Source organism: Rhodococcus sp. 06-462-5, from assembly GCF_002258315.1.
Taxonomy (GTDB): Bacteria; Actinomycetota; Actinomycetes; order Mycobacteriales; family Mycobacteriaceae; genus Rhodococcoides.
In genome coordinates this window covers 241,742-264,660 of sequence record NZ_NOYD01000001.1, presented here as the reverse complement: position 1 = coordinate 264,660, position 22,919 = coordinate 241,742, and the positions used below count along the sequence as shown (strand labels likewise).

The following is a 22,919-nucleotide window of genomic DNA, read 5'->3' as shown; positions in this document are numbered from 1 at the left end:
AATGCTGCGTCAGGTGCTTGGTTGATTTCACAGAGAGAATACGCGACCAAGCGCGGTCGGCCTTAGCCCCGCGCCATGTCCACGAATCTCGACAAGTGAAGCTGATGCGCCACAGTGATTGTCGCGGTCGGGCCGTTACGGTGCTTACCGAGAATCAGGTCGGCCTCACCGCCGCGGGGGTCGTCGCGCTCGATTGCGTCGGGGCGGTGCAGCAGAATCACCATGTCGGCGTCCTGCTCCAGTGAGCCGGACTCACGGAGGTCGGACACCATCGGCTTCTTGTCGGTTCGCTGCTCGGGACCACGGTTGAGCTGGCAGACCGCGACCACCGGGCATTCGAGTTCCTTGGCCAACAGCTTGAGCTGACGGGAGAAGTCCGAGACCTCCTGCTGACGGGATTCGACCTTCTTGCCGGACGACATCAGCTGAAGGTAGTCCACCACAATGAGTTTGAGGCCGTTGCGCTGCTTGAGACGACGTGCCTTGGCGCGGATCTCCATCATCGTCAGGTTCGGGGAGTCGTCGACGAAGAGCGGTGCTTCGCTGATCTCGCTCATGCGCCGGGCCAGCTTGGTCCAGTCGTCGTCGGTCATCTTTCCCGAACGCATGTCGCCGAGCTTGATCTTCGCCTCGGCGGACAACAGTCGCATGACGATCTCGGTGCGACTCATTTCCAGGGAGAAAATGACACTGGGCATGCCGTGCTTGATCGAGCACGAACGCATGAAGTCCATTGACAGCGTGGAGTTATGGGTCGGGATCATCGACTCGCTGGCGAGATACAGATGCTCTGCGTTGTCGACCTCCACGCAACGAACCGGAACGGAATCGACCCGGCGAACGTCGACGATGAACCGCGAACTCGATCGCACAGTGGATCCCGCAGCTCGACGTTCCTTGTGCAGCATCTGCTTCCGATGCAGACCGAATACGACATCGTCGGTCGCGAACGTCAAAGTGAACGCCCTCGACGACGCTTCGCTTCGACCCCGCACATTCCTGGTCGACATCTGCACGCGATAGCCCAAACTGACGATCAGCTCGCGCACCCCGAGAACGAGCCGCTCGTTGGTGACCGCGAACTGAACCGAGCCGCCCCCGGTGACCGTGCCGTCGGTGTCGAGCAGACCCGCCAACAACGCACGTCGTTGGGCCTCGGAACTACGGAGGTAGTCGAGCGGTACATGCTTGTCGCCCAGTACGCCGATCGTCCGTAAACGCGCCTGCACTGTCCCGATCGAGTTGCGACATGCCTGGCAGCGGTGCAAACCAGTCGTTACCTTGCCGCAGTCGATGCACGTCGGTGCAGCGACCGGCGCGGACATGAAACGCGCTTTGCCGCCGCACGATTGGCCGCAGGTACGGACATTGAGCGGAAACGGCACGAACTGCCTGCCGCAGACGACACAGTCCTTTGCCTCGACAACCTCGGTAGGAAGTTTGATCGAGTATCGAAGAGCGGCTTTCTCCGACGCCACCACGTGCAGACCTTCGCCTTCTATTCGGGCGATGATCTCGGGGTCGGCGCTGGTGATCTGCGCGCAGGCAGACGTGCCGTCTCCCAGCCATGCGCCGAGGGTGTACGGCGGTACCAGTAGCTCACGCTCGGGCAGCTGAACGGCCTCGGCGTTGGTGACCGAGTGATTGATGCGCGCATCCTTCGTCGCGCAGCGCACCGAGTTCGCGATCTCTTCGGTGGTACGCACAGCAGCGAACGTCTTCTGATTGCGAGTCCGGTTGTAGTTGACCGCCGCAGCCTGCGCCGACTTGCGTGACGCCCTGGTCTCGGTCAACCACTGATGCTGTGCATCGGCGACGATGACTGTGCCGTCGGAGAATTCGACTTCGTAGCACGGCCGATCGAGCATGACGTCCGTGGCCGCCACGACTCTGGTCGGCATGCCATGGGCGTCGATGAGGTGATCTCCCACAGCCACCTCGCCCATAGTGGTCCAGCCGTCGGGCGTCGGAAGCGGTGTGTCGAGGGCAAGCGCCTTGCCCACACCAGGCCTCGCCGCCACGATGATCATCTGACCCGGGTGCAGGCCGTTGGTGATTTCGTCGAGTTCGGCGAATCCTGTTGGTACACCCAGGGATATGCCGCCCCGGCTGGCGATGGAGTCGATTTCGTCCATCGTGGGCTGCAGCAGCTCCTCGAGGGGGAGGAAGTCCTCGGAGGTGCGGCGTTCGGTGACCTCGTACACCTCGGCCTGCGCGCGGTCGACGACCTCGGCGACGTCCTGACCGTCCGCTCCGGCGTAACCGAACTGCACGATGCGAGTACCGGCCTGGACGAGCCGGCGCAGAATCGACTTCTCCGCGACGATCTCGGCGTAGTACCCGGCATTGGCTGCCGTCGGCGTCGTCTGGGTCAGGGTGATCAAGTACGGGGGGCCGCCGATGCGCTTGAGCTCACCGCGACGATCCAGCTCGGCCGACACGGTCACCGGGTCGGCGGGCTCACCGCGGCTGTAGAGGTCGAGGATCGCGTCGTACACGTTCTGGTGGGCCGGCCGATAGAAATCGCCGGGACGGAGCACCTCGAGCACGTCGGCGATGGCGTCCTTGCTCAGCAGCATGCCGCCCAGCACGGACTGCTCAGCGGCCATGTCCTGTGGGGGCTGGCGACCGAAATCCTCGCCGGGTCCCTCGCTGGACGAGGGGCCGGAGTAGTCGGACTGTCCTCGATCGTCCACAACTGCCACGCGAACCGGCCGTCCTCTCCCCATTGTCGTCGGCACCGTCGAATATCACCCGGCGGTGCTGTGTAGCAAGTTCTACCCCCGGGCACCGACAAGCTATTTCGGCACCGGATTCGCACTGTCCCGTCGCCGCTGCACGGCATCGAGAGAGACGCTGCACGGACGTTAAGCGCTATCGGCAGGAGTCACAACATGGCCTGGGGATGAATCTGTGCATGAAATGTGGATGGTGTTGAACAACCGTGTTGACCGTCTGGGGATAACCTGGGTATAACTTTCCGAGTTTCGACCTTTTCGCCAGCTCAGAGCGTGTACATAAAGTTTTCTTCCTGTGCATCGATTCTGGATCGGCGTGTCGGCCGAATTGACAGCTCGGGCGTGTTGAGTAAATACCAGGTGAACCTAAGGGTGAACTAGGTCACAGCGGCTGGGATGACTCACAGAAACAGACCAGGTTCCCGTTTCAGCGCGAGGGGCCCGATTCCGGGCTTGGAATCGGGCCCCTCGACACTGCCGATCAGAACTCAGCTGCCGGCCTCCTGCGGGCACTTCGCCGGGTCCAGCACGGTGACCTCCTTGGTACCGATCTGAAGCACTCGTGCCGACGGAATGTCGAAGAAGAGACCGGTGATTCGCAACCGCCCTTCGGCATTGGCTCTGCCCACGACGCGGTGACGAGTGAGCGTCTGCAACTGCACCGCCACGTTCACCATCGCGAGTTGATCCGCCTCACCGAAGCCGAGTTCCGCCGCCTGACGACCCACCACGTGCCCGCTGCGGTACGCGTCGAGGCTTGCCATCCCGTACCCCAACCACTCCGCGACGGACGCGTCCGCGGCGTTCTCCGGCCCACTCAGCACCGCCTTCATGGCACCGCAACCCGAATGTCCACAGACCACCACCGACGAGGTGCCCAATTGATCGACACCGAACGCCAGCGCCGCCTCCACCGAACAATCCTGCCCCTGAGCGGGAACGAGGTTGCCCATGTTTCGGACGGTGAACAGGTCTCCTGGACCGCTGCTGGTGATCGTGTTCGGCATGACTCGCGAATCCACACAGCACAGAAAGAGGGTGTCCGGGTCCTGATTGTCGGTCAGACCCTCGAGGTGCGGACGTATGTTCGGGGCATGCGTGCGGTGATACTCCGCCACCCCGCTCAACACCGGCCGCAGAGCAGCAGGCGAATCGTCCTGCGCCACATCGCTCTTGAGCTGCCAGGCGCGCCACGGCGCCAACGAGCTGCGTACCGTCGCAGATCCACGCTTGGGTGGGCCCTCGGCGGCAGCCGCCATCGAGGCAGTGCCCACCTCTTCGACCTTCACTGTGCCGCCGCCGAGTTCGTGCTGACGCATCCATTCGTTCAGGGCGTCGTGCACGGCGTGATCGAGGAAGTCCACGCCCAGATGGACGGTGACAGCGGTGCCTGCGGGGACGGTGGACAGCACGTGCGTCAATCGCGGGAGCGCAAGGAAACTCAACGAACCCTCGGTGGTGACGCGCCAGGTGCCGTCGACGGTTTCCTCGGCCCTGACCTTGGCCCACACCACGCGGCGCAGCACCAGGATGATCGACAGTGCCAAACCGATCAACACACCCTCGAGCAGGTTGAGCGCCACCACTCCGACGACCGTGACCGCGTATACCGCGATGTCTCCGGTTTTGTTGGCAATCTTGATGTCCGCCAGCTTGATCAGCTGCACGCCGATCATCACCAGCAGCCCGGCCAGAGCTGCGAAGGGAACCAGTTCGACGATCGAGATGAACAGTACCGAGAAGATCAGGATCCACACACCGTGCAGAATCGCCGACGCACGAGACTTGGCCCCGACCTTGACATTGGTGGCACTGCGCACGATCACGCCGGTGATCGGCAGGCCGCCGATGGCACCGGAGGCCATGTTGCCTGCGCCCTGAGCCATCAGTTCACGGTCGAAGTTGGTGCGCTCACCGCTGTGCATCTTGTCGACGGCCACCGCGGAGAGCAGACTCTCGACACTGGCGATCAGCGCGATGGTGATGACGCCGGTGACGAAAGCACTCCACTGCCCGTCGGGCATGACGGGCAGGCTCAGGGACTCGATCAGGTTGCCGGGCAATTCGATTCGTTCGACATCGAGGGAGAAGAAGATCGAGACCGCGGTGGCGGTGACCACTGCGACCAGGGCGGCCGGCACCTTGGTGACCTTGGCCAGCACGCCGGACAACTCGCCCAACCGTGGCCAGGCGAACATCAGCACGACCACGATTCCGCCGACGACGATCGACGGCCACTGGCCGTTCGCGACGGACGTCGGGATGGCCAGGACGTTCTGAACCGCGGAACTTTCGGACTCGCCGCCGAGGAGTACGTGAATCTGTTGCAGCGCAATGGTTATACCGATTCCGGCGAGCATCGCATGCACCACGACGGGCGAGATGGCCAGCGCACTGCGCGCAATCCGGCTCATTCCCAGCAGGATCTGCACAGCACCGGCCAGGACCGTGATGGCGCACGTTACGCCCCAACCGAATTGGTTGACCAGCTCGGCAACCACGACGGTGAGGCCTGCTGCCGGGCCACTGACCTGCAGTGGTGATCCGCCGAGTATCCCGGCGAGGATTCCGCCGACCACGGCGGCGATGAGACCGGCCATGATCGGTGCGCCCGACGCGACGGCGATGCCGATCGAAAGTGGCACTGCAACAAGGAAAACGACCAACGAGGCCGGTACGTCGTATTTCAGGATCGACCCGACGCGAGACTGCGGCTCGGGTCGGGTCTCGGGACTGGGGTCGGAATCGGGTTCCACGGTCGTGGTCACGGCAGCGTTCCTCCGGGCGTCTAGGCGTCAGGTCGGGTGGATCCAGTTGGTGATGATGTTCGATGTCGCCCCGCCTAAAGAGTACGCAAAGCTTTGCTCACGAACGTCCGAAGAGAGATGCTTCACAAATTGGAACCCATTGCGACAGTTGATCTTTGTGAGAAGACACGAAAAAACCCCACGAACCGAGGTTCGTGGGGCTTTGTTCGACCGAAACGGGCCGAAAGCTGAAATCAGCTTCCGACGACCTCCAGCTTGAACTTGGCGGTCACGTCGGGGTGCAGGTTCACGACGATGTCGTGCTTGCCCGTGCTCTTGACGTGAGCCTTCGGCAGATCGATGCTGCGCTTGTCGACGACCGGGCCACCGGCAGCCTTGAGAGCAGAAGCGACGTCCGACGCGGTGACCGAGCCGAACAGCTTGCCCGAGTCGCCCGCGGTCTTCACGGACAGCGTGACGGCCTCGAGGCCCTCGATGGCCTGCTTGAGCTCGTTGGCGTGCTCGAGGCCGCGGACGGCACGAGCTTCCTGAGCGCGGCGGATGCCGTCGACCTGCTTCTGAGCTCCACGGGTGGCCTGGATGGCCAATCCGCGGGGCAGCAGGAAGTTACGGCCGTAGCCGTCCTTGACCTCTACGGTGTCGCCAGGCGCACCGAGGTTGTCCACATCAGCGGTGAGGATCAGTTTCATACCAATCGCCCCTTTCTATCGAGCCGTCGCGGCGTAAGGCAGCAGTGCTACCTCACGCGAGTTCTTCACGGCAACGGCCACGTCACGCTGATGCTGGACGCAGTTGCCGGTGACACGGCGAGCACGGATCTTTCCGCGATCGCTGACGTACTTACGCAGCAACGTCGTGTCCTTGTAATCGATCGACGTGTTCTTTTCCTTGCAGAAGGAACACGCTTTCTTCTTGAGCACCTTGTCGCGCAATGGCGGTTTGGGCATGGGTCTTTCTCCGTTACATCTGGTTGTTCTCGATCGAAGGATCTAGAACGGTGGCTCTTCGTCTCCGCCACGTCCGCCGAAGGAGCCCGACGCCGCCGGGGCACTGCCCCAGGGATCGTCTCCACCGGAACCGGAGTTGGACGAGGAGTTCGAGCGGCCGCCGCTCGATCCGCCGGAGGAACCGGAGCCGGAGCCGGAGTTGAAGCCGCCTCCGCCGCCACCTCCACCACGATTGGCCTTGTTGACCTTTGCGGTGGCGTAGCGGAGTGAAGGTCCGATCTCGTCGACTTCGAGCTCGACGACTGTCCGCTTCTCACCTTCACGCGTCTCGTACGAGCGCTGCCGCAGCCGTCCGCTCACGATCACTCGCGAGCCTCGGGTCAAGCTCTCGGCAACGTTCTCCGCTGCCTCGCGCCAGATGTTGCAGCGCATGAAGAGCGCGTCGCCGTCTTTCCACTCGTTCGTCTGACGATCGAATGTGCGCGGGGTGGATGCAACCGTGAAGTTGGCAACCGCCGCACCGGCGGGGGTGAATCGAAGTTCTGGATCAGCCGTCAAGTTTCCGATGACGGTGATGACGGTCTCGCCTGCCATGGTTCCTCTTTCAGTAGTAAGCGTTGTAGATGCCAGCCTAGAGGCGGGCAACGACAATTACTTGCCCTGTCGCAGGACCTTCGTACGCAGAACGGACTCGTTGAGTCCGAGCTGACGATCCAGCTCGCTGACGGTGGCAGGCTCGGCGTTGAGGTTCACAACGGCGTAGATGCCCTCGGCATGCTTGAGGATTTCGTAGGCCAGACGACGCTTGCCCCACACATCGACCTTGTCGACGGTGCCGCCATCCTTGCGAACGACGTTGAGGAACGTATCGAGCGACGGAGCGACAGTGCGCTCGTCCAGATTGGGGTCGAGAATGACCATCAATTCGTAATGACGCATAAGACCTCATCACCTCCTGTGGACTAGTGAAAACGGCCACGGACTATCCGTGGCAGGAGGGTCGTTGCGTCAGCAACCCCTCGAAGATACACGACAGGGCCCTGACCTGCTAATTCGCGTCGGGCGCACGGTCCGGCGTTCGCGCGTCATAGTCTTGCACCATGCGATCCGGGGTCCGCGCCAATCCGATGACGGTCGTCGTGGTCGTCGCGATGGCTGCGGTGGGATTGATTCTGGGATATCTGAACAAGGCCCGATGCGCGGTCGCGCCGTTCGACGCCTCCGGTCGAAGCACGGTGTTCGACGCCATCAAGGATTCCTCGGTCTGCTACTCCGACATCCAGTTCCTGTGGCTCGGCCGAGACATCGACAATCACATCTTTCCCTACATCCACGGAGCCATCACCAGCGACGGAATCCTCACCGGCGGCACGGTGGAGTACCCCGTCCTCAGTGGGTTGCTGATGTGGCTCGGAGCCATTCCCGCCCACACCGATGCGCAGTTCCTGTTGACCTCGGCGTTGATTCTCGCGCCGTTCGGTCTGCTCACCGCGTGGATGCTGGGCCGGATGGCCGGCTGGCCCGCCCTGCTGTGGTCGATCGGCCCGCCTCTGGTGATGTACGCCTTCCACAACTGGGAGCTTCCCGTCGTGGCTGCCGCCGTCGGCGCGATCTTCGTCATGACACTGCCGATGCCGCTGCGGCGCAGAGCGATTCTCGCGTCGGTGCTGCTGGCCGTCGGCTTCTGTCTCAAGCTCTATCCGGGCGCATTCGTGCTGCCCCTGATCGCGTACGTGGTCACCGGCGGCATCGACGGGCGTGAGTCCGCCGACACCATCCGAGGACGCTGGGACATCCGCGGCGGCCTGATGGTCGCCGGTGCCGCGATCGGCACGGTCGTCGCAGTGAACCTGCCGTTCGCAGTGCTCGGTTACGAGGGGTGGCGTGCATCCTTCACGTTCCAGTCGCTGCGGCAGGCAGACCTGACGACCAACTCCATCTGGTACTGGGGACTGCGCCACTTCTACATCAACGACCAGATGACTCCCGATGCCTACGCCGAGGCCGAGGCGTCCTTCCAGGATGTGGTCGACGTCGCGTCGCCGCTGCTGGTGTTCGCCGCGTTCGCGCTCGCGCTGTGGCTCGGCTGGCGTCGCGCAAAGGTTCTCGGAACGTACCCGTGGGTCGCGGTGAGCGGATCGATGCTGTGCGGATTCATGCTGCTGCACAAGGTGCACTCACCGCAGTACACGCTCTGGCTGCTGCCCTTCCTGGTGTTGCTTCGGGTCCCGTGGGGTCTCGTCGCCGCGTACCTGGTCGTCGATCTGTCGATGGGAATCGGCGTCTTCAAGTACTTCGCCGCGTTGGCCTCCGGCGTCGACGCCGAGGACGAGGAGTTCTTCGTTCTGGTGGGGGTGTGGGGACGAGCGCTGCTGCTGGTGGTGCTGTTCGTGCTGTTCATCCGTACGCGCATGCGAATTCCGATGACCGGCGAAACAGACCAGGAGTCGGTATTATCGCGCCGACCAGCAGCGACATCGCTGACGGGATCATCGGGGCAGTAGGGCGCAGAGCGGGGCGGGGACATGACGCAGGTGTCGCGATCACAGGAGAACGCCGAAAAGCGGACCACGGAAGTACGACGCGTCGGCCTCGTCGAGGACCACGAATCGGTGGCGCTCGGACTCAGGGCGATGCTCGCCGACGAACCCGACCTGGAACTGGTGTCCACCGCCGCCACCGTCGCAGAGTTGCTCGCCCAGCAGCAGACCCTCGATCTGGTGGTACTCGATCTTCGTCTGGGTGACGGGTCCTCGCCCCGCTCCAACGTAGAGCAACTGCACGCCGCCGGTGCGCGCGTGCTGGTCTACACCGGTGCCGAGAACGCCATTCTGGTTCGCTCGGCGGCCCGGGCAGGCGTGTTGGGTGTGGTCCGAAAATCCGCACCTGCGGCGGCGATCGTCTCTGCTATCCGGCGCGCAGCGAGTGGCGGACAGGTCGTCACCACGGACTGGGCCGCCGCGATCGACGGCGATCCGCAGCTTCCCGACGTCGGGCTCAGTCCACGCCAGCGTGAGGTACTCGCCCTCTACGCGTCGGGCGAGAAGGCCGGACGCGTCGCCCGCCTGGCCGGACTGTCCGAGCAGACCGTCAACGACTACCTGGTGAGGATCCGCAACAAGTACGCCGAGGCGGGGCGTCCGGCACCGACGAAGACCGACCTGTACAAGCGAGCGGTCGAGGACGGCTGGCTCCCGATGCCCGAACTACCTCCGCAGGATTGATGCAGGGTTCGAGCGCAGAGGAACGCCTCTCGCGCTACATGGCTCGGTTCGCGAGTGCCGGCGCGTTCGCCTACCTGGTGTTGCTGGGACCGCAGATCCTGTCGCAGTTCGATCGACTGCAACCCTGGTACACACCACTGTTCGTGTGCGCGATCTTCGGACCTGCCCTCTGTCTGGCGTACGCCTCGTTCAGCTGGAGCATCGAGCGAATCCGCGCCCTGGTCACACTGATGGCCACCGCGTATCTGATCGGCCAAGTGCTCTGGCCGGCAGCCTTCGAGGGCCCGGTACTCGACTTGACCGAATCTGCCTGGATCGCAATGTTTCCCGGCCTCATCTCGGTCACGACGGCGATCGCGTGGTCCAATCGCGCAATCTTCGCGTACCTGCTCTTCGTCGCCTCCTTCGGCCAGGTCGTCAACTATTACAGCCGGATCGATCACGGCAACGTCCCCCTGTTCTCGGACATCGTCTTCGGCATCGTTTTCTGCGGAATCTTCACCGTCACAGTCACATTGGCGGTCCGGACCGGCCGTCTGCTCGACACGACGCGATTCGCCGCCGAATCTCAGGCCGCCACCGCGGCAGCGAGCGCCGCGAGATCGGTGGAGCGCGAACGGTTCGACGCACTGATCCACGACGACGTCATGTCGACGCTGCTCTCCGCCGCACGCGCGGGCAACAGCCCGGCGCTGTCGGCTCAATCGACCACGGCGCTCACGCGGCTCGATCGATTGCGTGCGGGCATCTCCTCGACCGAACCGGTCGGACCCGACAGCTTCCTCGCCTACCTCCGGTCGGCACTGACCGAAGTGGACGACGAAGTGGTCATCGATGCCGACACCGACGCGCTGTCGCGGGATTCGACACTGCCGATGGAGGCGGTGCGCGCATTGTCGGCGAGCGCTGCAGAAGCGCTGCGCAACAGCGTCCGGCACGCGGGTGAACACGCCAGGCGCGAGGTGCACGTCCGCGTCGACTCCGAGTCGGTGCGCATCGATGTCCGCGACGACGGGTACGGCTTCGATCCCGCGTCGGTTGCCCCGCACCGGCTCGGGCTCGCCGTCAGCATCAGAGGCCGCATGCGCCAGCTGCAGGGCGGATCGGCCGAGGTGACGTCGGAATCGGGCCGCGGCACCGTCGTGACACTGACGTACCGAGCCATGGTCGAGACGACATGACCGACAACCACGCCGTCGACGCCGATCGCGACGTCCGGGCCTTCCTCGGCATGAACACCGCCAGCGCATACGGAGTCGCCGCGACCTTGTTCGGCACCTACTCGCTGATGAACTTCACCGCTTCGGAGGGCGTGCACAGTGTCTGGCTCGTGCAGGCGGCGGTGCTGGTGGTGGCATTCGCAGCGTTCGCGCTGGTGGCCGTGCCCGGCGATCCGCTCGGGGCAGGATGGGCGACGGCCATCGGCGCGGCCGCTCCGGTGTCCACGGCCATCGTGCTCTCGCAGGTGCCCGTCCCGGTCGCCAACGGGCTGCAGACCTGGCCGCTCAGTGCTGCGGTCGCCCTGTGCGGTTTCGTCAGTGTTCGGGGTCGCACCGCCCTGGGGTGGGCGGCGATGGCCGCGGTGGTCGCAGTGTGTGCGGTCTGGTCGGCCGCCACCGACCAGGGCCCGATGGTCGGCGTCGCCATGTCGGCCATCAGCTTCGCCCCTCTGGTGATGGCAACGTTCTTCGCACTGACGTTTCGCTCCACTGCCGCGGCGGTCTTCGAGCTGCGTGCTCAATCTCGTCGCCGCGCGGCGGAGGACGCTGCGACGTCCGCCGGCCTCGACGAGCGAGATCGTCAACTCGAGCAGTTGGACTTTCTCGCGCGTCCGTTGCTGGAGAAGATCGCGAGCGGCTCCGGTCTCGATACCGCCGAGCGGCAGGCCTGCGGACTTCTCGAGGCGACTCTGCGAGATCGGCTGCGGGCACCGGGACTGATGACGGACGAGGTCGCCGCGCACGCGCGGGCTGCCCGGGCCCGGGGAGTGCAGGTGGTTCTGCTCGACGACGGCGGGTTGGCTATGGCTCATCCCACAGTTTCCGCCCGAGTGAGCACCGCGGTTTCCGACGCGCTCAGGGGTGCGACAGGCGGGGTGGTGACCGCTCGGATACTGCCGCCGGGCCGCGCGAGGATCGCATCCATCCTGGTCAGCGACTTGAGCGCCGACGTGCGGATCGAACTCGACGCCGACGGCCGGAAGACTGTCGTAGCTCCGTGAGACCGTGACGAGACGGTTGACAGTTCAATGCCCCTAATAGTCAGGGCAGAAAACCTGCGAATTACCTGTGAGAATCGACCACATTGGTTTAGTTGGTCTCAACCCACTTCGGCGTCCGGGAGATTTGATGTCTGCACTGCTCGAACCCTTGCCCTCCGCGAACGACTCCGGAGTCCCGACGACGCGTCGTTCACGCGGACCGATCAGCCTCGTTCCACCCCCGATGCAGATACACCCCGTTCCCGCCGCCGCGAGCCCGTTCCCACCGCGACCGGATCTGACCGGCCGCGAGATCGAGGTGCTGCTCTGCTGGATCCGACACGACTCGAAGACCGAGGTGGCGAAGGCACTGTTTCTCTCGCTCGGCACCGTCAACACCCACCTCACCCGAATTCGGGCCAAGTACACCTCTGTCGGGCGCCCGGCACCGACCAAAGCGGCCCTGGTCGCGCGCGCCCTGCAGGACGGGCTGGTCGATATCTCGGAGCTGTGAACTCGGGCCGGTGAGACCGCCGGTCAGACGCTGACCGCGGTATCCACGCCCTCGTTCTCCAGGCGCTTGTTGCGTCGGATGCTGCTCAGCAGGGCGGCTCCGATGAACAGGATTCCCACGAAACCGGTGATCAGCTCGTTGATGTGCACACCGATCGAGACGAGCAGGATGATGGCCAACGCACCGATCGCCCAGTGCGCACCGTGCTCGAGATACACGTAATCGGACAACGTTCCCTTGCGAACCAGGAACACCGTGATCGAGCGGACGAACATCGCACCGATGAAGCCCAGGCCGAGCGCGATGATGATGGGGTCCGCGGTGATGGCGAAGGCACCGATGACACCGTCGAAGGAGAAGGACGCGTCGAGCACCTCGAGGTAGAGGAACAGGAAGAACCCGGCCTTACCCGTCGCCTTCGCCAGTTCGCTCGGTCCGCCCGAGGACTCTTCGCCCTCTTCTTCGACGTGGAAGAGTTCACCGAGTCCGTTCACCGCGATGTAGGTGATCATGCCCAGCACGCCGGAGACCATGACGGTGGAGATCTTGTCGTCCTCGGCGAGGAACTCGGCGCTCAGGACCAGCAGCAGGCCTGCGACGACCACGGAGAGCTGATCGAGGCGTCCGATGCGCGCGAGTGGCTTCTCGAGCCAGCTCAACCAGGTGATCTCGCGATCCTCGAAGATGAAGCCGAGGAAGAGCATCAGCAGGAACATGCCACCGAAGGCCGCGATCTGCGGATGCGCGTCGGTGAGGAGTGTCTCGTAGCTGGGTGAGCCGTCCGGGAAGGTCGCGGCACCGTCGGCGGGCGGGTTGAGCGCCAGGTCGATGGCGGCGACCGGACCGAGGCCCGACGCGGCCCAGACGATGACCAGCGGGAACAGCAGCCGCATGCCGAACACGGCGATGATGATGCCGATGGTGAGGAAGATCTTCTGCCAGAACTCGCTCATGCGTCGCAGCACGGTGGCATTGATGACGGCATTGTCGAAGGACAGCGACACCTCGAGTACACCGAGGATGAGGACGAGGATCATCGCCTCGATCCCGCCGTACAGGAAAGCCACGATGACGGACACGATGGTGACCGCGATCGACCATCCGAAGATCTTCACAACCACTGGCGTGGCCTCTCTCGAGACTAAAGACGGAAAAACCCCCGCCCATCATGAACGACGAGGCGGGGGTACTCCCAATCTTGAGAGAGCCTTTACTACACGTTTACTCCGAAATCGCGTGCGATTCCGGCGAGTCCGGAGGCGTAGCCCTGACCGACCGCGCGGAACTTCCACTCCGCGCCGTTGCGGTACAGCTCACCGAAGACCATGGCGGTCTCGGTGGACGCATCCTCGCTGAGGTCGTAGCGAGCGAGCTCGGAATTGTCGGCCTGATTGATGACGCGAATGAAGGCGTTGCGCACCTGTCCGAACGACTGCGAGCGTGCGTCCGCATCGTAGATCGACACGGGGAAGACGATGGTCTCGATCTCCGGCGGTACCGCGGCGAGATCGACCTTGATCTGCTCGTCGTCTCCGTCGCCCTCACCCGTGGTGTTGTCGCCGGTGTGCTCGATGGAGCCGTCGGGAGACTTCAGGTTGTTGAAGAACACGAAGTGGCCGTCGCTCAAGGCCTTCTTCGTCGAGTTCAGAGCGATGGCGCTGGCGTCGAGATCGAAGTCGGTGCCGGTCGTCGTGCGGATGTCCCATCCGAGACCGACCACGACCGCGGTCAGGTTCGGAGCTGCCTTGGTGAGCGAGACATTGCCACCCTTGCTGAGGCTGACGCCCATGGAGAGGTCCTTTCGCAATTGGTTTCCCGTTACGGGTTCAACCGTAGTGGGAATGTCCGGTTCTTGGACGTACTCCGCCAACGACTGCGACATCGCCAGGGTTCCCGTCGGTACTATCGAACAGGTGACAAGTCGCTGGCCTGGGGTGTTCCGCCGGGGTGCCGAATCGGACGCCGCCGCGCGTCGTTCCCAGGACAACGCTGTCGCCGCGTTTCTCGACATGGACAAGCGTCAATCCATCGCCTCGGCGGGCGTCGAGGCCTCCACCGCACTTCGCCCCCAGGATCGACTCGCCGGCCGATGGTCCGACACCGAGAAGCAATGTTTCGACGCCGGAGCCGCCTACCTCGCCGCCGTCGAGGAGTTCGACGGAATCACCACCCCTGCCGCCAGATCGGCATTCGACCGAGCGACCGCGCTTCTGCACGATGCCAGCAGTGCCGTGGATCGGTTCTACGACGCCCATCGAGGCACCCTCGAGCAGGCCTCGGCTCAGTTCGCCGCGACCCCGCGCCTGGTCCAGGACGCTTTGGCCGAGGCCGACGCAGCCCGCTCCACCGTCGACGAGCAGTTTGCCGGCTACCCCTCACTCCGGCAGGCGTGGCGCGAACTCGATTCGGCGACAACGCAATTGCAGACCGATCAGCGCGACCCTCTGCGCGCCCGAGAGCATGCCGCCCAGGTCCGCGACCGGGCGGCCGCACTGCGTGCTGCAGTGGATTCGGCCCCGGGACGCCTTCAGGAGGCCAGAACGGCACTGGCCTCGGTGCGCACCCGAATCGAAGCCGTGCGAACGAGATCCGAGGGCATTGCGCCTGCCTTCTCGAGCTTGCTTCGGGAGTTCAACGCCAAGAGCTCGGCAGACCTGTCTCGCAACGAGCGGTCGAGTGCGCGCCACATCGAGCAGGCAGACGAGGATCTGAGCGCGGCCCGTTCTGCACTCGGCGCCGGCAATCCCGAACACGCACTGGATCTGGTGACCCAAGCCCGTCAACACCTCAGTGATGCCGAACAGCTGGTCGACGCGGTCACCGACCGCGTTCGTCTCCTGCGCGCGGTCAAGGCCGATCCGAAAGAGACCGAGAACAAAGTGCGGTTCAAACTTCGTGACGCTCAACAACTCGCGATCAATCGCGGTCTGGTTGCCGAATGGGGCTCGGTGTTGGATGCTCAGCTCGCCCGGATCGACAGGGCGAGCACAGCGCTGACGGGTACCCACCCCGACTACTGGTCATATCTGCAGGATCTGGATACCATTTCGGACTTCATCGCAGGCGTGATCGACCGCATGCGTACCTCGCACTGACTACATTCACACGAAGGACAGTGGTGCAACACTTTCGCCATCTCGACGCAGACACCCGTGAACGAGTGTTCTTCATGCAACCGGAAGACATCGAGACGAGCGACGGAAACGACCTCGTGGCAACGGCTCTCGGCGCAACGCTGTACATCCCGGCCACCCGTCCCGACCTGACTGCGACGGTGAACAAACGCACCGAAGAGGGCGTGCGGTCGATCGTCATCGACCTCGAAGACGCTGTGGCGGACCATGATCTGGAAGAAGCGTTGGCCAACACCGTGCGAACTCTGAACGAACTCTCGGGTTCGGGATCGCTCGTGTTCGTTCGGGCCCGTACCGCCGCGCACATCCGCAGCATCTGCGCAGGCCTCGACCACGGTGCCGCCGGGCTCGCCGGATTCGTCGTACCCAAGTTCACCGCGGCACGCGGAGCCGAGTTCCTCGACGAGATCGTCGCTGCGTCGAAGACACACGGCAGCCGTCTGTTCGCCATGCCGGTTCTCGAATCACCGGAAGTGGTGCACCGGGAGACCCGCGACGCGGAACTGGTTGCCATTCGCGAACTGCTCGGTGAATACCGCGACGTCGTGCTGGCGGTGCGCATCGGCGCCACCGACATGTGCGGCACCTTCGGCATCCGCCGCGACCGCGACCTGACGATCTACGACGTCCGCGTCGTCGCCGACGTCATCAGCGCGATCGTCAATCACCTCGGCCGGTACGACGGATCGGGATTCGTCATCACCGGGCCGGTGTGGGAGTACTTCGCAGACCACGAACGCATGTTCCGTCCACTGCTGCGTCAGACGCCGTTCGTCGATCAAGAGGCCGTACGCTTCCGCCAGCAAATGGTCAGCAGCGACCTCGACGCCCTGCTGCGCGAGGTGGCACTCGACCGTGCGAACGGTATTCAGGGCAAGACCGTCATCCACCCCTCGCATGTGCCTGCCGTGCACGCGCTGTCCGCGGTGACGCACGAGGAGTACCACGACGCACTCGACATTCTCTCCTCCGACCAGGGTGGCGTCCAAGCGTCCGGCTACCGCAACAAGATGAACGAGCTGGGCCCGCACCGCAATTGGGCGAAGCAGACGGTGGTGCGCGCCAGGGCGTTCGGCGTCACCAACGAGGGGATCACGTTCGTGGATCTACTGACCGCACTGGCACAGCGATGAACGCGAACCCGGCCGACGGCATCGCGCTCACCGACACCGGTTCGTCGTCGTCCTGGACAGCAACACAATTGGTGCGTCCCGGCCTGCGTCGCAACCCCCGCCGCGCCCACCTGCTGGTCTCGACGGTGCTCGGCAAACACATACCCGTCGATCCGGACGTCGTGATCGCCGCCGGTAACGAACTGGCTGCCCTGGTGCACACCGCGGTGGACGGTTCCGATGTCGATGTTCTCGGATTCGCAGAAACAGCAACGGGATTGGGCCACACGGTCGCCTCGGCTCTGGGCGCGCACTGCTACCTGCACTCGACGCGTCGCGCCGTACCCGGCATGACGGTGCACGGCGAGTTCGAGGAGGGGCACTCGCACGCCACCGACCACCTGCTGATGCCCACATCGGCCGACCTTCTCGCCGGCGACCTGCCGTTGATACTGGTCGACGACGAGATCTCGACCGGAGCGACCGCGCTGGATGCGTTGCGACAGATTCACTCGACGGCCGGGCGCGCGCACTACGTCATCGCATCCCTGGTGGACATGCGCACCGCCGAGCATCTTGCTGCTGCCGCTGCGGTGGCAACCGAACTCGGCGTTCGGATCGACAACGTGAGCCTGGCGCAGGGATCGGTGGAGCTCGAGCCGGGACTGGTGGAGACGGTGCTGGACCTACCCGATCCGGTCTTCAATCCCACTGCTGCACAATCCGGTTCGGTTCATCGAGTCGACGCCCACTGGCCCGCGACCCTGCCCGACGGCGGGCGCCACGGATTCCTCCGATCCGACGCGGCGGGTTTCGACTCCGCGATCGACGCTCTCGCAGCCACCGTGGATGGCTCGCTCCCCGAATCGGCACCGGTGGTCGTCATCGGCCACGAGGAACTGATGTATCTGCCGCTCCGGCTGGCGGCGGCCCTGCAGAAACGGGGACACCATGCCCTGTTCCAAACCACAACTCGGTCACCGGCATACGTGCTGGACGTGCCCGACTATCCCCTACGCCGAGGTTTCGAATTCGCTGCACCCGAGGACGAATCGGGACTGCGCTACCTCTACAACGCGTCCGCCCCGCACGAGACCACACTGGTCCTCGTCGCCGATGCCCCCGCGGACACCGACACCCTCGCGGCCGCCGCCGAGACACTCGCCGCCTCGGGCACCGACGTACTCCTGGTGGTCGTGACGGGAGCCGATCCGGTGGCGCTCGAGGTTTCCCGGCGCGCACGCCCGCTCCGCGGACCCGAATTCGGCTCGTACGCAGCGGACGAAGTGACGTGGCTGCTCAAGGACCTCTCGTCGGTCTCACTCGAAGCAGGAATCGAGGAGCGGGAGCAGCGCATTCAGGCCGGCGAGGCCCACTACGCCGAATCGCTTCCGGTCGAGTATCAACCGGATCTCGCCTACCGCGAGTTGTTCGAGAAGGTGCTGCAGGAGAGCGCGTCACGGCTGGCGGTCGCGGTCGGAACCGTCACCGAGGTCGTGCTGGCCGAGCGCGGACACGACATCGCACTCGCGTCGTTGGCTCGGGCGGGCACACCCGTCGGAATTCTGATGCGCCGCTGGGCATTCGCGGCCCACGGCATCGAGATTCCGCACTACGCCGTCTCGATCGTGCGTGATCGAGGCATCGACGCCGTGGCACTGCGCTACCTCGCCGAACACCACGACTCACGCTCGGTGGTGTTCGTCGACGGCTGGACCGGCAAGGGTGCGATCGCTCGCGAACTCACCGCCGCCCTCCGCGACTTTCCGGGTGCCGAGTTCGACGACGACCTCGCCGTGCTCGCCGATCCGGGCAACTGCGCGCGCACGTACGGCACCCGCGACGATTTCCTCATCGCGTCCGCCTGCCTCAATTCGACCGTCTCGGGGTTGGTTTCACGAACCGTCCTCAACGACAGCCTGATTCGTCCCGGGGATTTCCACGGCGCGAAGTACTACGCCGATCTCGCCCCCGACGACGTCTCGCGTCACCTGCTCGACACCGTCGCTGCGCGTTTCGACGACGTCCGGGACGAGGTCGCCGCCTCGGTGACCGCCGTGCTCGCCTCGGACCGAACCCCCACCTGGACGGGATGGGCATCGGTGGAGAAGGTGCGTGAGGAGTACGGCATCTCGCACGTCAATTTCGTCAAGCCCGGAGTCGGCGAAACCACTCGGGTGCTGCTGCGCCGGGTCCCGTGGCGGGTACTGGTGCGGGACGCCGATGCGCCCGAGCACGAACACATTCGAATGCTCGCCGCGGCCAGGGGAGTGCCGGTGGACGTGGTGCCCGACCTCGCCTATTCGTGCATGGGGCTGATCAAGAACGTCTCGAGCGGGGACGCGTCGTGAGCACTGTCGTCGCGGTGGATCTCGACCGCACGATGATCTTCTCCGAGGGCGCACTCGGTGTACTTCTGGACGATTCGTTCGAGTGCGTGGAGATGTACGAGGGAAAACCGCTGTCCTACATGAGCTCTCACTCGGTCTCGCTGCTTCGGGAGTTGAGCGAGACCACGGTCGTGGTGCCGACCACCACGCGAACCATCGAACAGTTTCAGCGGATCGCGCTGCCCGGGGCACCCTGGCGGTATGCCATCACCAGCAACGGCGGCAACATCCTCGTCGACGGTGAGCCGGACATGCAGTGGCGCAACGCTTTCGACCTGGATCTGGCCGGCATCGGCGCGGAGCTCAGAGCGCGGGTCTCCGAGGACTGGGTGCTCAAGTACCGCGAGGCCGACGGCCTGTTCTGCTACCTGGTGGTGGACACGGCCGCTGTGCCCGAGGGTTTCGTCACGGAGTGGTCTCAGTGGTGCGCCGCTCGGGACTGGAACGTCTCGCAGCAGGGTCGGAAGATCTACACGATGCCCAACGCGGTGTGCAAGAGCTCTGCGGTTGCCGAGGTGCGGTCCCGACTGATCCAGGACGGCACGCTGGAAGCCGAGGCGCGACTGTTCGCCGCCGGTGACGGCGCACTCGACGCCGAGATGCTCATCGCCGCCGATGCTGCGATCCGACCACGGCATGGCGAACTCGAGCTGCTCGGATTCACCCGGCCCGGGTTGACCGTCACCGACTCCTCCGGCGTCCGGGCCAGCGAGGAAATTCTCGAATGGCTGCGGAACCGAACCGCCGTGCGCCGCGTCTAACTGTTCGTCGGGGAGACAGGACGTAGGGCAAGGGGTGGGCATGACGGATCCGTACGAGGAACTCGCAGCGGCGATCGACAACATCGTCACCAGTACGTTCGTGACCCCGATGGGCCCCGAATTTCTCGGATCCGTCCTGGAAGCTGCATTCGAGAAGGCGAACGTGGCCCTCGACTACCGCGGCGAGTTCGAGCCGACCGAAGTGGTCATCACCGAGGCGTTCGAGGTGATGTCGCACGAGCAGATCGTGGCCATGGTCGGATCGCTGGGAACCGGCCCCATCGAAGGCTCGTCCAAGAACTGGAACGACTTGTCCGCCGCCGCAACCACCGGATCCGACGGCTTCCGGTCCGGCATCGAGGCGGCCATGGCGTCGGGTTGGTCGGGACCCACAGCCGACGCCGTCCGCGGCGGTGTGGGCAACTACGTCTCGTCGGCGAACTCGTTGTCCACCTCGATGAGCCTGATCAGCAACAAATTGCTCGAGGCGCACTCCGGCTTCACCCAGACGCAGTCGAGGATGCCGCCGGTGGTTCCGCCGGGTGGAAGCGCCATGATCGATTCCCTTCTGCCCATTCCCTTCGCCGCGAAGGATGCAGTGTCGGCCCGGGAGGAGCAGCAGGAGGAAGCGCGTCGAATCATGCGCTCGGTCTACGTACCAGGGGTGCTGCAGTCCGATTCCCAGGTCCCGGTACTGCCGGCCGCGCACAATCCGGTCGCCGACGGTGGCGGTTCCAGCAGCGGCTGGGGCCTCGGCAATTCCGTCGGGGGCGGTGGTCTCGGTTCGGCTTTTGGAAGCGGTGGTGCGAGTGGGGCGGATTCGGCGGCCCCGACGGCTGCAACACAGGCGCAACCCGGCGGTGCCGAGGGTGCCGAAACGGGTCGGGCCGGTACGCCATCGGAGCAGGCGGGGGCCGGCGGTTCGGGCTCCCTGCCTCCGGCCGACAACTCCGGTGAAACCCGTGCCGCATCGGCCACCGGGCCCGGCGCATCCGGTGGTGGTGCGGGATCCGGGGTCGGCGCGGGTCCCGGCGGCGGCTACGGCGGAACGGGACCGGGCAGCGGCGGCTTCGCAGGATCCAGTGGTTCGGGCTACGGCGGCAGTGCCGGATATGCAGGCGCAGGCGGTTCCGGTGCCGGTGCCGGATCGGGTTACGGCGGATCGGTTCTCGGCCCTCCGATCGGCGGCGGGGCGGGCGGCAACGGGGCAGGCAGCAACGGTGCGGGCGGCGGACTGGGCAGCGCGGCAGCGGCCGGCCGTGCGGGAGCCCACGGCATGCCGGGAATGGGTGCCATGGGCGCAGCAGGCGCGCGGGGAGCCGGCGACAACGGCGGCGAACACGCGACTCCCGGCTACCTGGTCGACGTGAGCAACGGCAGCGAACTGATCGGCGATCTACCTCTCGTTGCACCTCCGGTACTCGGCGGCTGACGATGACGACCTGGACCATGCCCGGCATCGACTTCATGATGCTGTGCAGTCGATTCGGACGCGACCGACTGCCGTACCCCCTGGCGGTCACCATCGACGTCGATACCGTGGACGAACTGCGGCAACTGCGACTGGAGGCGTCGGCGAGGATCGATGCGATGATGGACGAGGAGCTCGGCGCAGCTGTTCGGAGCATCGTCGACCCGATCGTTCGTATCGAATGTCGCTGCGAGACAACCGATTCCCGCTATGCAATCATGCGCAGTCACGCAGCGATTCGTCACGACACGGCCGCGGTGCTCACTCAGCAACCGGGCCCCGACGCCTCCTCCGGCGGTGACGTCACGATCGAACTGACCGGCCCGGACGGCGCCCCCGCCGCAGTTCTCGGATCCGTGCCGAATGTCGCTGCAGGCCATCGACCGGCCGAGCGACTCGAACGCGTCACTGCTGCAGCGCAATCGGGTGGATCGCATCTGTCCACCGCAACGAGAGGAGCGACAGCGGACGAGCAGTTCCGGTCGTTCTTCGACCGCCCACGGTCGGCAGTCGGCGAGATCATCGTCGCGCGTGGCACGACCTACGACAACCGCCGCGACACCGATGCCGTCTCGTTCTTCTGGATGGACTTCGAGCGGGACGGCCGGTACATCGTTCACTCCGCAGAGTCGATCGAGATTGCGCCCGCCGATAGTGCCGGGCTGGCGTCGGAGATCGAAGGGCACGTGGCGGTCGCGCTGAGGCAATGACTGTCAGCCCTTGACACCGTATCGATTTTCGATAGGTTATCGATATTCGTTGTTATCGACTATCGATATGGAGGCGTCGGCATGGCATATGGACTCGGCTCGGCACGGGCCAACAAATGGGCAATGGCCCTGTACGCGGCAATCGCGGTGGTGTGGTCGGGAAGGAGGCTGTGGCAGTACCACTCGTCTGAGGACGTCCTCGCGCGGTTGGAACTGCAATCGGGCACACCACCAGCCGAGTTGTTCGGCGGTCGGTTGGAACCGGGCAACTCGATCGAGCTCAGCGTGCCCAAAGCGGACCTGACCCGACTGATGGGCATCATCGATTTCATGCGCTACGGGTCCATCGTCGTAGGGATGGTCATCATTCTGGTCGGGCTGCTGTTCGTCTACCGATTCTGCGACCGCGTCATCGTGGGCAACCCGTTCACCAACGCCGCCCGCACCGACGTGATGATGATCGGCGTCTGCATCGCCGTCTATCCCGCCGTCACCGGCTTCATGAATCTGCTGGGCACGAACAGTGTCGTCGGCGCACTGGAGCTATCGGACGTCGCAAAGTCGTCGCTATCGACCGTCGGCCTCTACGTGGCAGTCGTCGTAGCGGTGTTTCTCCAGTTCGTCTACGCCACCATCACTCAGGGCACCAAGCTCGCTCGCGATGCCGAGGGGCTGGTCTGATGGCGGAAGAGTTCGTCGACCATCTCGTCGTCTGCCATCTGGGAGAGATTCTCGACGCCCGCGGCATGACGCTTGCCGAGCTCTCGCGTCTCGCCGGAGTCAGCGTCGTCAATCTGTCGGTGCTCAAGAACGACCGCGCCAAGGCCATCCGATTCTCGACACTCACCGCCGTGTGTCGCGCCCTCGGCTGCGCACCCGGCGACCTGTTCACCCTGCGCCAGATCTGACGTCCGCCGAAACGCAGCCGCACCAGTCGGACAAATCGAACA

The 22,919-nt window shown here is 64.7% G+C and carries 21 protein-coding genes; 13 read left to right on the top strand and 8 right to left on the bottom strand.

What is annotated here, in order from left to right:
• Nucleotides 1-62: 62 nt before the first annotated feature.
• From dnaB to rpsF, 6 genes are all read right to left on the bottom strand, one after another.
• The gene (dnaB, locus tag CH251_RS01255) at nucleotides 63-2,705 is read right to left on the bottom strand and encodes a replicative DNA helicase (RefSeq protein ID WP_094611445.1); all 2,643 of its coding nucleotides are present in this window, start codon (nucleotides 2,703-2,705) and stop codon (nucleotides 63-65) included.
• A 521-nt stretch (nucleotides 2,706-3,226) separates the two neighbouring features.
• A complete protein-coding gene (locus CH251_RS01250) occupies nucleotides 3,227-5,506 on the bottom strand; it encodes a bifunctional SulP family inorganic anion transporter/carbonic anhydrase (RefSeq protein WP_094611444.1) in 2,280 nt (759 codons plus the stop codon).
• Between the two features lie 233 nt (nucleotides 5,507-5,739).
• Nucleotides 5,740-6,195 (bottom strand): 50S ribosomal protein L9, encoded by a 456-nt coding sequence (rplI, locus tag CH251_RS01245; RefSeq protein WP_032378698.1) that lies wholly within the window; start codon nucleotides 6,193-6,195, stop codon nucleotides 5,740-5,742.
• Nucleotides 6,196-6,210: 15 nt separating this feature from the next.
• The gene (rpsR, locus tag CH251_RS01240) at nucleotides 6,211-6,453 is read right to left on the bottom strand and encodes a 30S ribosomal protein S18 (protein WP_032396926.1); all 243 of its coding nucleotides are present in this window, start codon (nucleotides 6,451-6,453) and stop codon (nucleotides 6,211-6,213) included.
• A gap of 42 nt (nucleotides 6,454-6,495) precedes the next feature.
• Entirely contained in the window at nucleotides 6,496-7,047 is a 552-nt protein-coding gene (locus tag CH251_RS01235; RefSeq protein ID WP_032378699.1) for a single-stranded DNA-binding protein, read from the bottom strand.
• A gap of 57 nt (nucleotides 7,048-7,104) precedes the next feature.
• Complete coding sequence (gene rpsF, locus CH251_RS01230) at nucleotides 7,105-7,392, bottom strand: 30S ribosomal protein S6 (protein WP_008711385.1); 288 nt, start codon at nucleotides 7,390-7,392, stop codon at nucleotides 7,105-7,107.
• A 161-nt stretch (nucleotides 7,393-7,553) separates the two neighbouring features.
• Between rpsF and CH251_RS01225 the strand changes: the two genes are divergently transcribed.
• From CH251_RS01225 to CH251_RS01205, 5 genes are all read left to right on the top strand, one after another.
• A complete protein-coding gene (locus CH251_RS01225) occupies nucleotides 7,554-8,957 on the top strand; it encodes a DUF2029 domain-containing protein (protein ID WP_094611443.1) in 1,404 nt (467 codons plus the stop codon).
• Nucleotides 8,958-8,978: 21 nt separating this feature from the next.
• Nucleotides 8,979-9,677 carry a response regulator gene (locus CH251_RS01220; RefSeq protein ID WP_094611442.1) on the top strand — a complete coding sequence of 233 codons (699 nt, stop codon included), beginning with the start codon at nucleotides 8,979-8,981 and terminating at the stop codon, nucleotides 9,675-9,677.
• The gene (locus CH251_RS01215; protein WP_094611441.1) at nucleotides 9,677-10,858 is read left to right on the top strand and encodes a sensor histidine kinase; all 1,182 of its coding nucleotides are present in this window, start codon (nucleotides 9,677-9,679) and stop codon (nucleotides 10,856-10,858) included. Before CH251_RS01220 ends, CH251_RS01215 begins: the two co-directional genes overlap by 1 nt.
• Nucleotides 10,855-11,898: a hypothetical protein gene (locus tag CH251_RS01210; RefSeq protein WP_094611440.1), complete on the top strand. Its 1,044-nt coding sequence runs from the start codon at nucleotides 10,855-10,857 to the stop codon at nucleotides 11,896-11,898. The genes CH251_RS01215 and CH251_RS01210 overlap by 4 nt, the downstream gene beginning before the upstream one ends.
• Before the next feature lie 127 nt (nucleotides 11,899-12,025).
• Nucleotides 12,026-12,391: a helix-turn-helix transcriptional regulator gene (locus CH251_RS01205; protein ID WP_094611439.1), complete on the top strand. Its 366-nt coding sequence runs from the start codon at nucleotides 12,026-12,028 to the stop codon at nucleotides 12,389-12,391.
• A 23-nt stretch (nucleotides 12,392-12,414) separates the two neighbouring features.
• On the opposite strand, the gene CH251_RS01200 is transcribed toward CH251_RS01205, so the two are convergent.
• Both CH251_RS01200 and CH251_RS01195 read right to left on the bottom strand, forming a co-directional pair.
• The gene (locus CH251_RS01200; protein ID WP_094611438.1) at nucleotides 12,415-13,512 is read right to left on the bottom strand and encodes a DUF475 domain-containing protein; all 1,098 of its coding nucleotides are present in this window, start codon (nucleotides 13,510-13,512) and stop codon (nucleotides 12,415-12,417) included.
• A gap of 92 nt (nucleotides 13,513-13,604) precedes the next feature.
• Nucleotides 13,605-14,180, bottom strand: coding sequence for a TerD family protein (locus CH251_RS01195; RefSeq protein WP_032396932.1), 576 nt, complete (start codon nucleotides 14,178-14,180; stop codon nucleotides 13,605-13,607).
• A 220-nt stretch (nucleotides 14,181-14,400) separates the two neighbouring features.
• On the opposite strand from CH251_RS01195, the gene CH251_RS01190 reads away from it, so the two are divergent.
• The 8 genes from CH251_RS01190 to CH251_RS01155 all read left to right on the top strand — a co-directional run bounded on the left by CH251_RS01190 (nucleotide 14,401) and on the right by CH251_RS01155 (nucleotide 22,877).
• Complete coding sequence (locus CH251_RS01190) at nucleotides 14,401-15,486, top strand: hypothetical protein (protein WP_094611656.1); 1,086 nt, start codon at nucleotides 14,401-14,403, stop codon at nucleotides 15,484-15,486.
• A gap of 23 nt (nucleotides 15,487-15,509) precedes the next feature.
• Entirely contained in the window at nucleotides 15,510-16,658 is a 1,149-nt protein-coding gene (locus CH251_RS01185; protein ID WP_094611655.1) for an HpcH/HpaI aldolase/citrate lyase family protein, read from the top strand.
• Nucleotides 16,655-18,988, top strand: coding sequence for a phosphoribosyltransferase (locus tag CH251_RS01180; RefSeq protein WP_094611437.1), 2,334 nt, complete (start codon nucleotides 16,655-16,657; stop codon nucleotides 18,986-18,988). The genes CH251_RS01185 and CH251_RS01180 overlap by 4 nt, the downstream gene beginning before the upstream one ends.
• A complete protein-coding gene (locus tag CH251_RS01175; protein ID WP_179273676.1) occupies nucleotides 18,985-19,788 on the top strand; it encodes an HAD family hydrolase in 804 nt (267 codons plus the stop codon). Before CH251_RS01180 ends, CH251_RS01175 begins: the two co-directional genes overlap by 4 nt.
• A 40-nt stretch (nucleotides 19,789-19,828) precedes the next feature.
• A complete protein-coding gene (locus tag CH251_RS01170) occupies nucleotides 19,829-21,220 on the top strand; it encodes a PPE domain-containing protein (protein WP_094611436.1) in 1,392 nt (463 codons plus the stop codon).
• Between the two features lie 2 nt (nucleotides 21,221-21,222).
• The gene (locus CH251_RS01165) at nucleotides 21,223-21,969 is read left to right on the top strand and encodes an ESX secretion-associated protein EspG (protein WP_094611435.1); all 747 of its coding nucleotides are present in this window, start codon (nucleotides 21,223-21,225) and stop codon (nucleotides 21,967-21,969) included.
• Nucleotides 21,970-22,050: 81 nt separating this feature from the next.
• The gene (locus CH251_RS01160; RefSeq protein ID WP_256978743.1) at nucleotides 22,051-22,650 is read left to right on the top strand and encodes a hypothetical protein; all 600 of its coding nucleotides are present in this window, start codon (nucleotides 22,051-22,053) and stop codon (nucleotides 22,648-22,650) included.
• Nucleotides 22,650-22,877 carry a helix-turn-helix transcriptional regulator gene (locus tag CH251_RS01155; RefSeq protein WP_094611434.1) on the top strand — a complete coding sequence of 76 codons (228 nt, stop codon included), beginning with the start codon at nucleotides 22,650-22,652 and terminating at the stop codon, nucleotides 22,875-22,877. Before CH251_RS01160 ends, CH251_RS01155 begins: the two co-directional genes overlap by 1 nt.
• Nucleotides 22,878-22,919: the final 42 nt, after the last annotated feature.

Bases quoted from the DNA above. Each gene is read 5' to 3' on its own strand.
- CH251_RS01190 (WP_094611656.1), top strand. From the start codon at position 14,401: ATGGACAAGCGTCAATCCATCGCCTCGGCGGGCGTCGAGGCCTCCACC.
- CH251_RS01225 (WP_094611443.1), top strand. From the start codon at position 7,554: ATGCGATCCGGGGTCCGCGCCAATCCGATGACGGTCGTCGTGGTCGTC.
- rpsR (WP_032396926.1), bottom strand. From the start codon at position 6,453: ATGCCCAAACCGCCATTGCGCGACAAGGTGCTCAAGAAGAAAGCGTGT.
- CH251_RS01220 (WP_094611442.1), top strand. From the start codon at position 8,979: ATGACGCAGGTGTCGCGATCACAGGAGAACGCCGAAAAGCGGACCACG.
- CH251_RS01170 (WP_094611436.1), top strand. From the start codon at position 19,829: ATGACGGATCCGTACGAGGAACTCGCAGCGGCGATCGACAACATCGTC.
- CH251_RS01210 (WP_094611440.1), top strand. From the start codon at position 10,855: ATGACCGACAACCACGCCGTCGACGCCGATCGCGACGTCCGGGCCTTC.
- CH251_RS01165 (WP_094611435.1), top strand. From the start codon at position 21,223: ATGACGACCTGGACCATGCCCGGCATCGACTTCATGATGCTGTGCAGT.
- CH251_RS01205 (WP_094611439.1), top strand. From the start codon at position 12,026: ATGTCTGCACTGCTCGAACCCTTGCCCTCCGCGAACGACTCCGGAGTC.
- CH251_RS01155 (WP_094611434.1), top strand. From the start codon at position 22,650: ATGGCGGAAGAGTTCGTCGACCATCTCGTCGTCTGCCATCTGGGAGAG.
- CH251_RS01195 (WP_032396932.1), bottom strand. From the start codon at position 14,180: ATGGGCGTCAGCCTCAGCAAGGGTGGCAATGTCTCGCTCACCAAGGCA.
- rplI (WP_032378698.1), bottom strand. From the start codon at position 6,195: ATGAAACTGATCCTCACCGCTGATGTGGACAACCTCGGTGCGCCTGGC.
- CH251_RS01180 (WP_094611437.1), top strand. From the start codon at position 16,655: ATGAACGCGAACCCGGCCGACGGCATCGCGCTCACCGACACCGGTTCG.
- rpsF (WP_008711385.1), bottom strand. From the start codon at position 7,392: ATGCGTCATTACGAATTGATGGTCATTCTCGACCCCAATCTGGACGAG.
- CH251_RS01160 (WP_256978743.1), top strand. From the start codon at position 22,051: ATGGCATATGGACTCGGCTCGGCACGGGCCAACAAATGGGCAATGGCC.
- CH251_RS01235 (WP_032378699.1), bottom strand. From the start codon at position 7,047: ATGGCAGGCGAGACCGTCATCACCGTCATCGGAAACTTGACGGCTGAT.
- CH251_RS01215 (WP_094611441.1), top strand. From the start codon at position 9,677: ATGCAGGGTTCGAGCGCAGAGGAACGCCTCTCGCGCTACATGGCTCGG.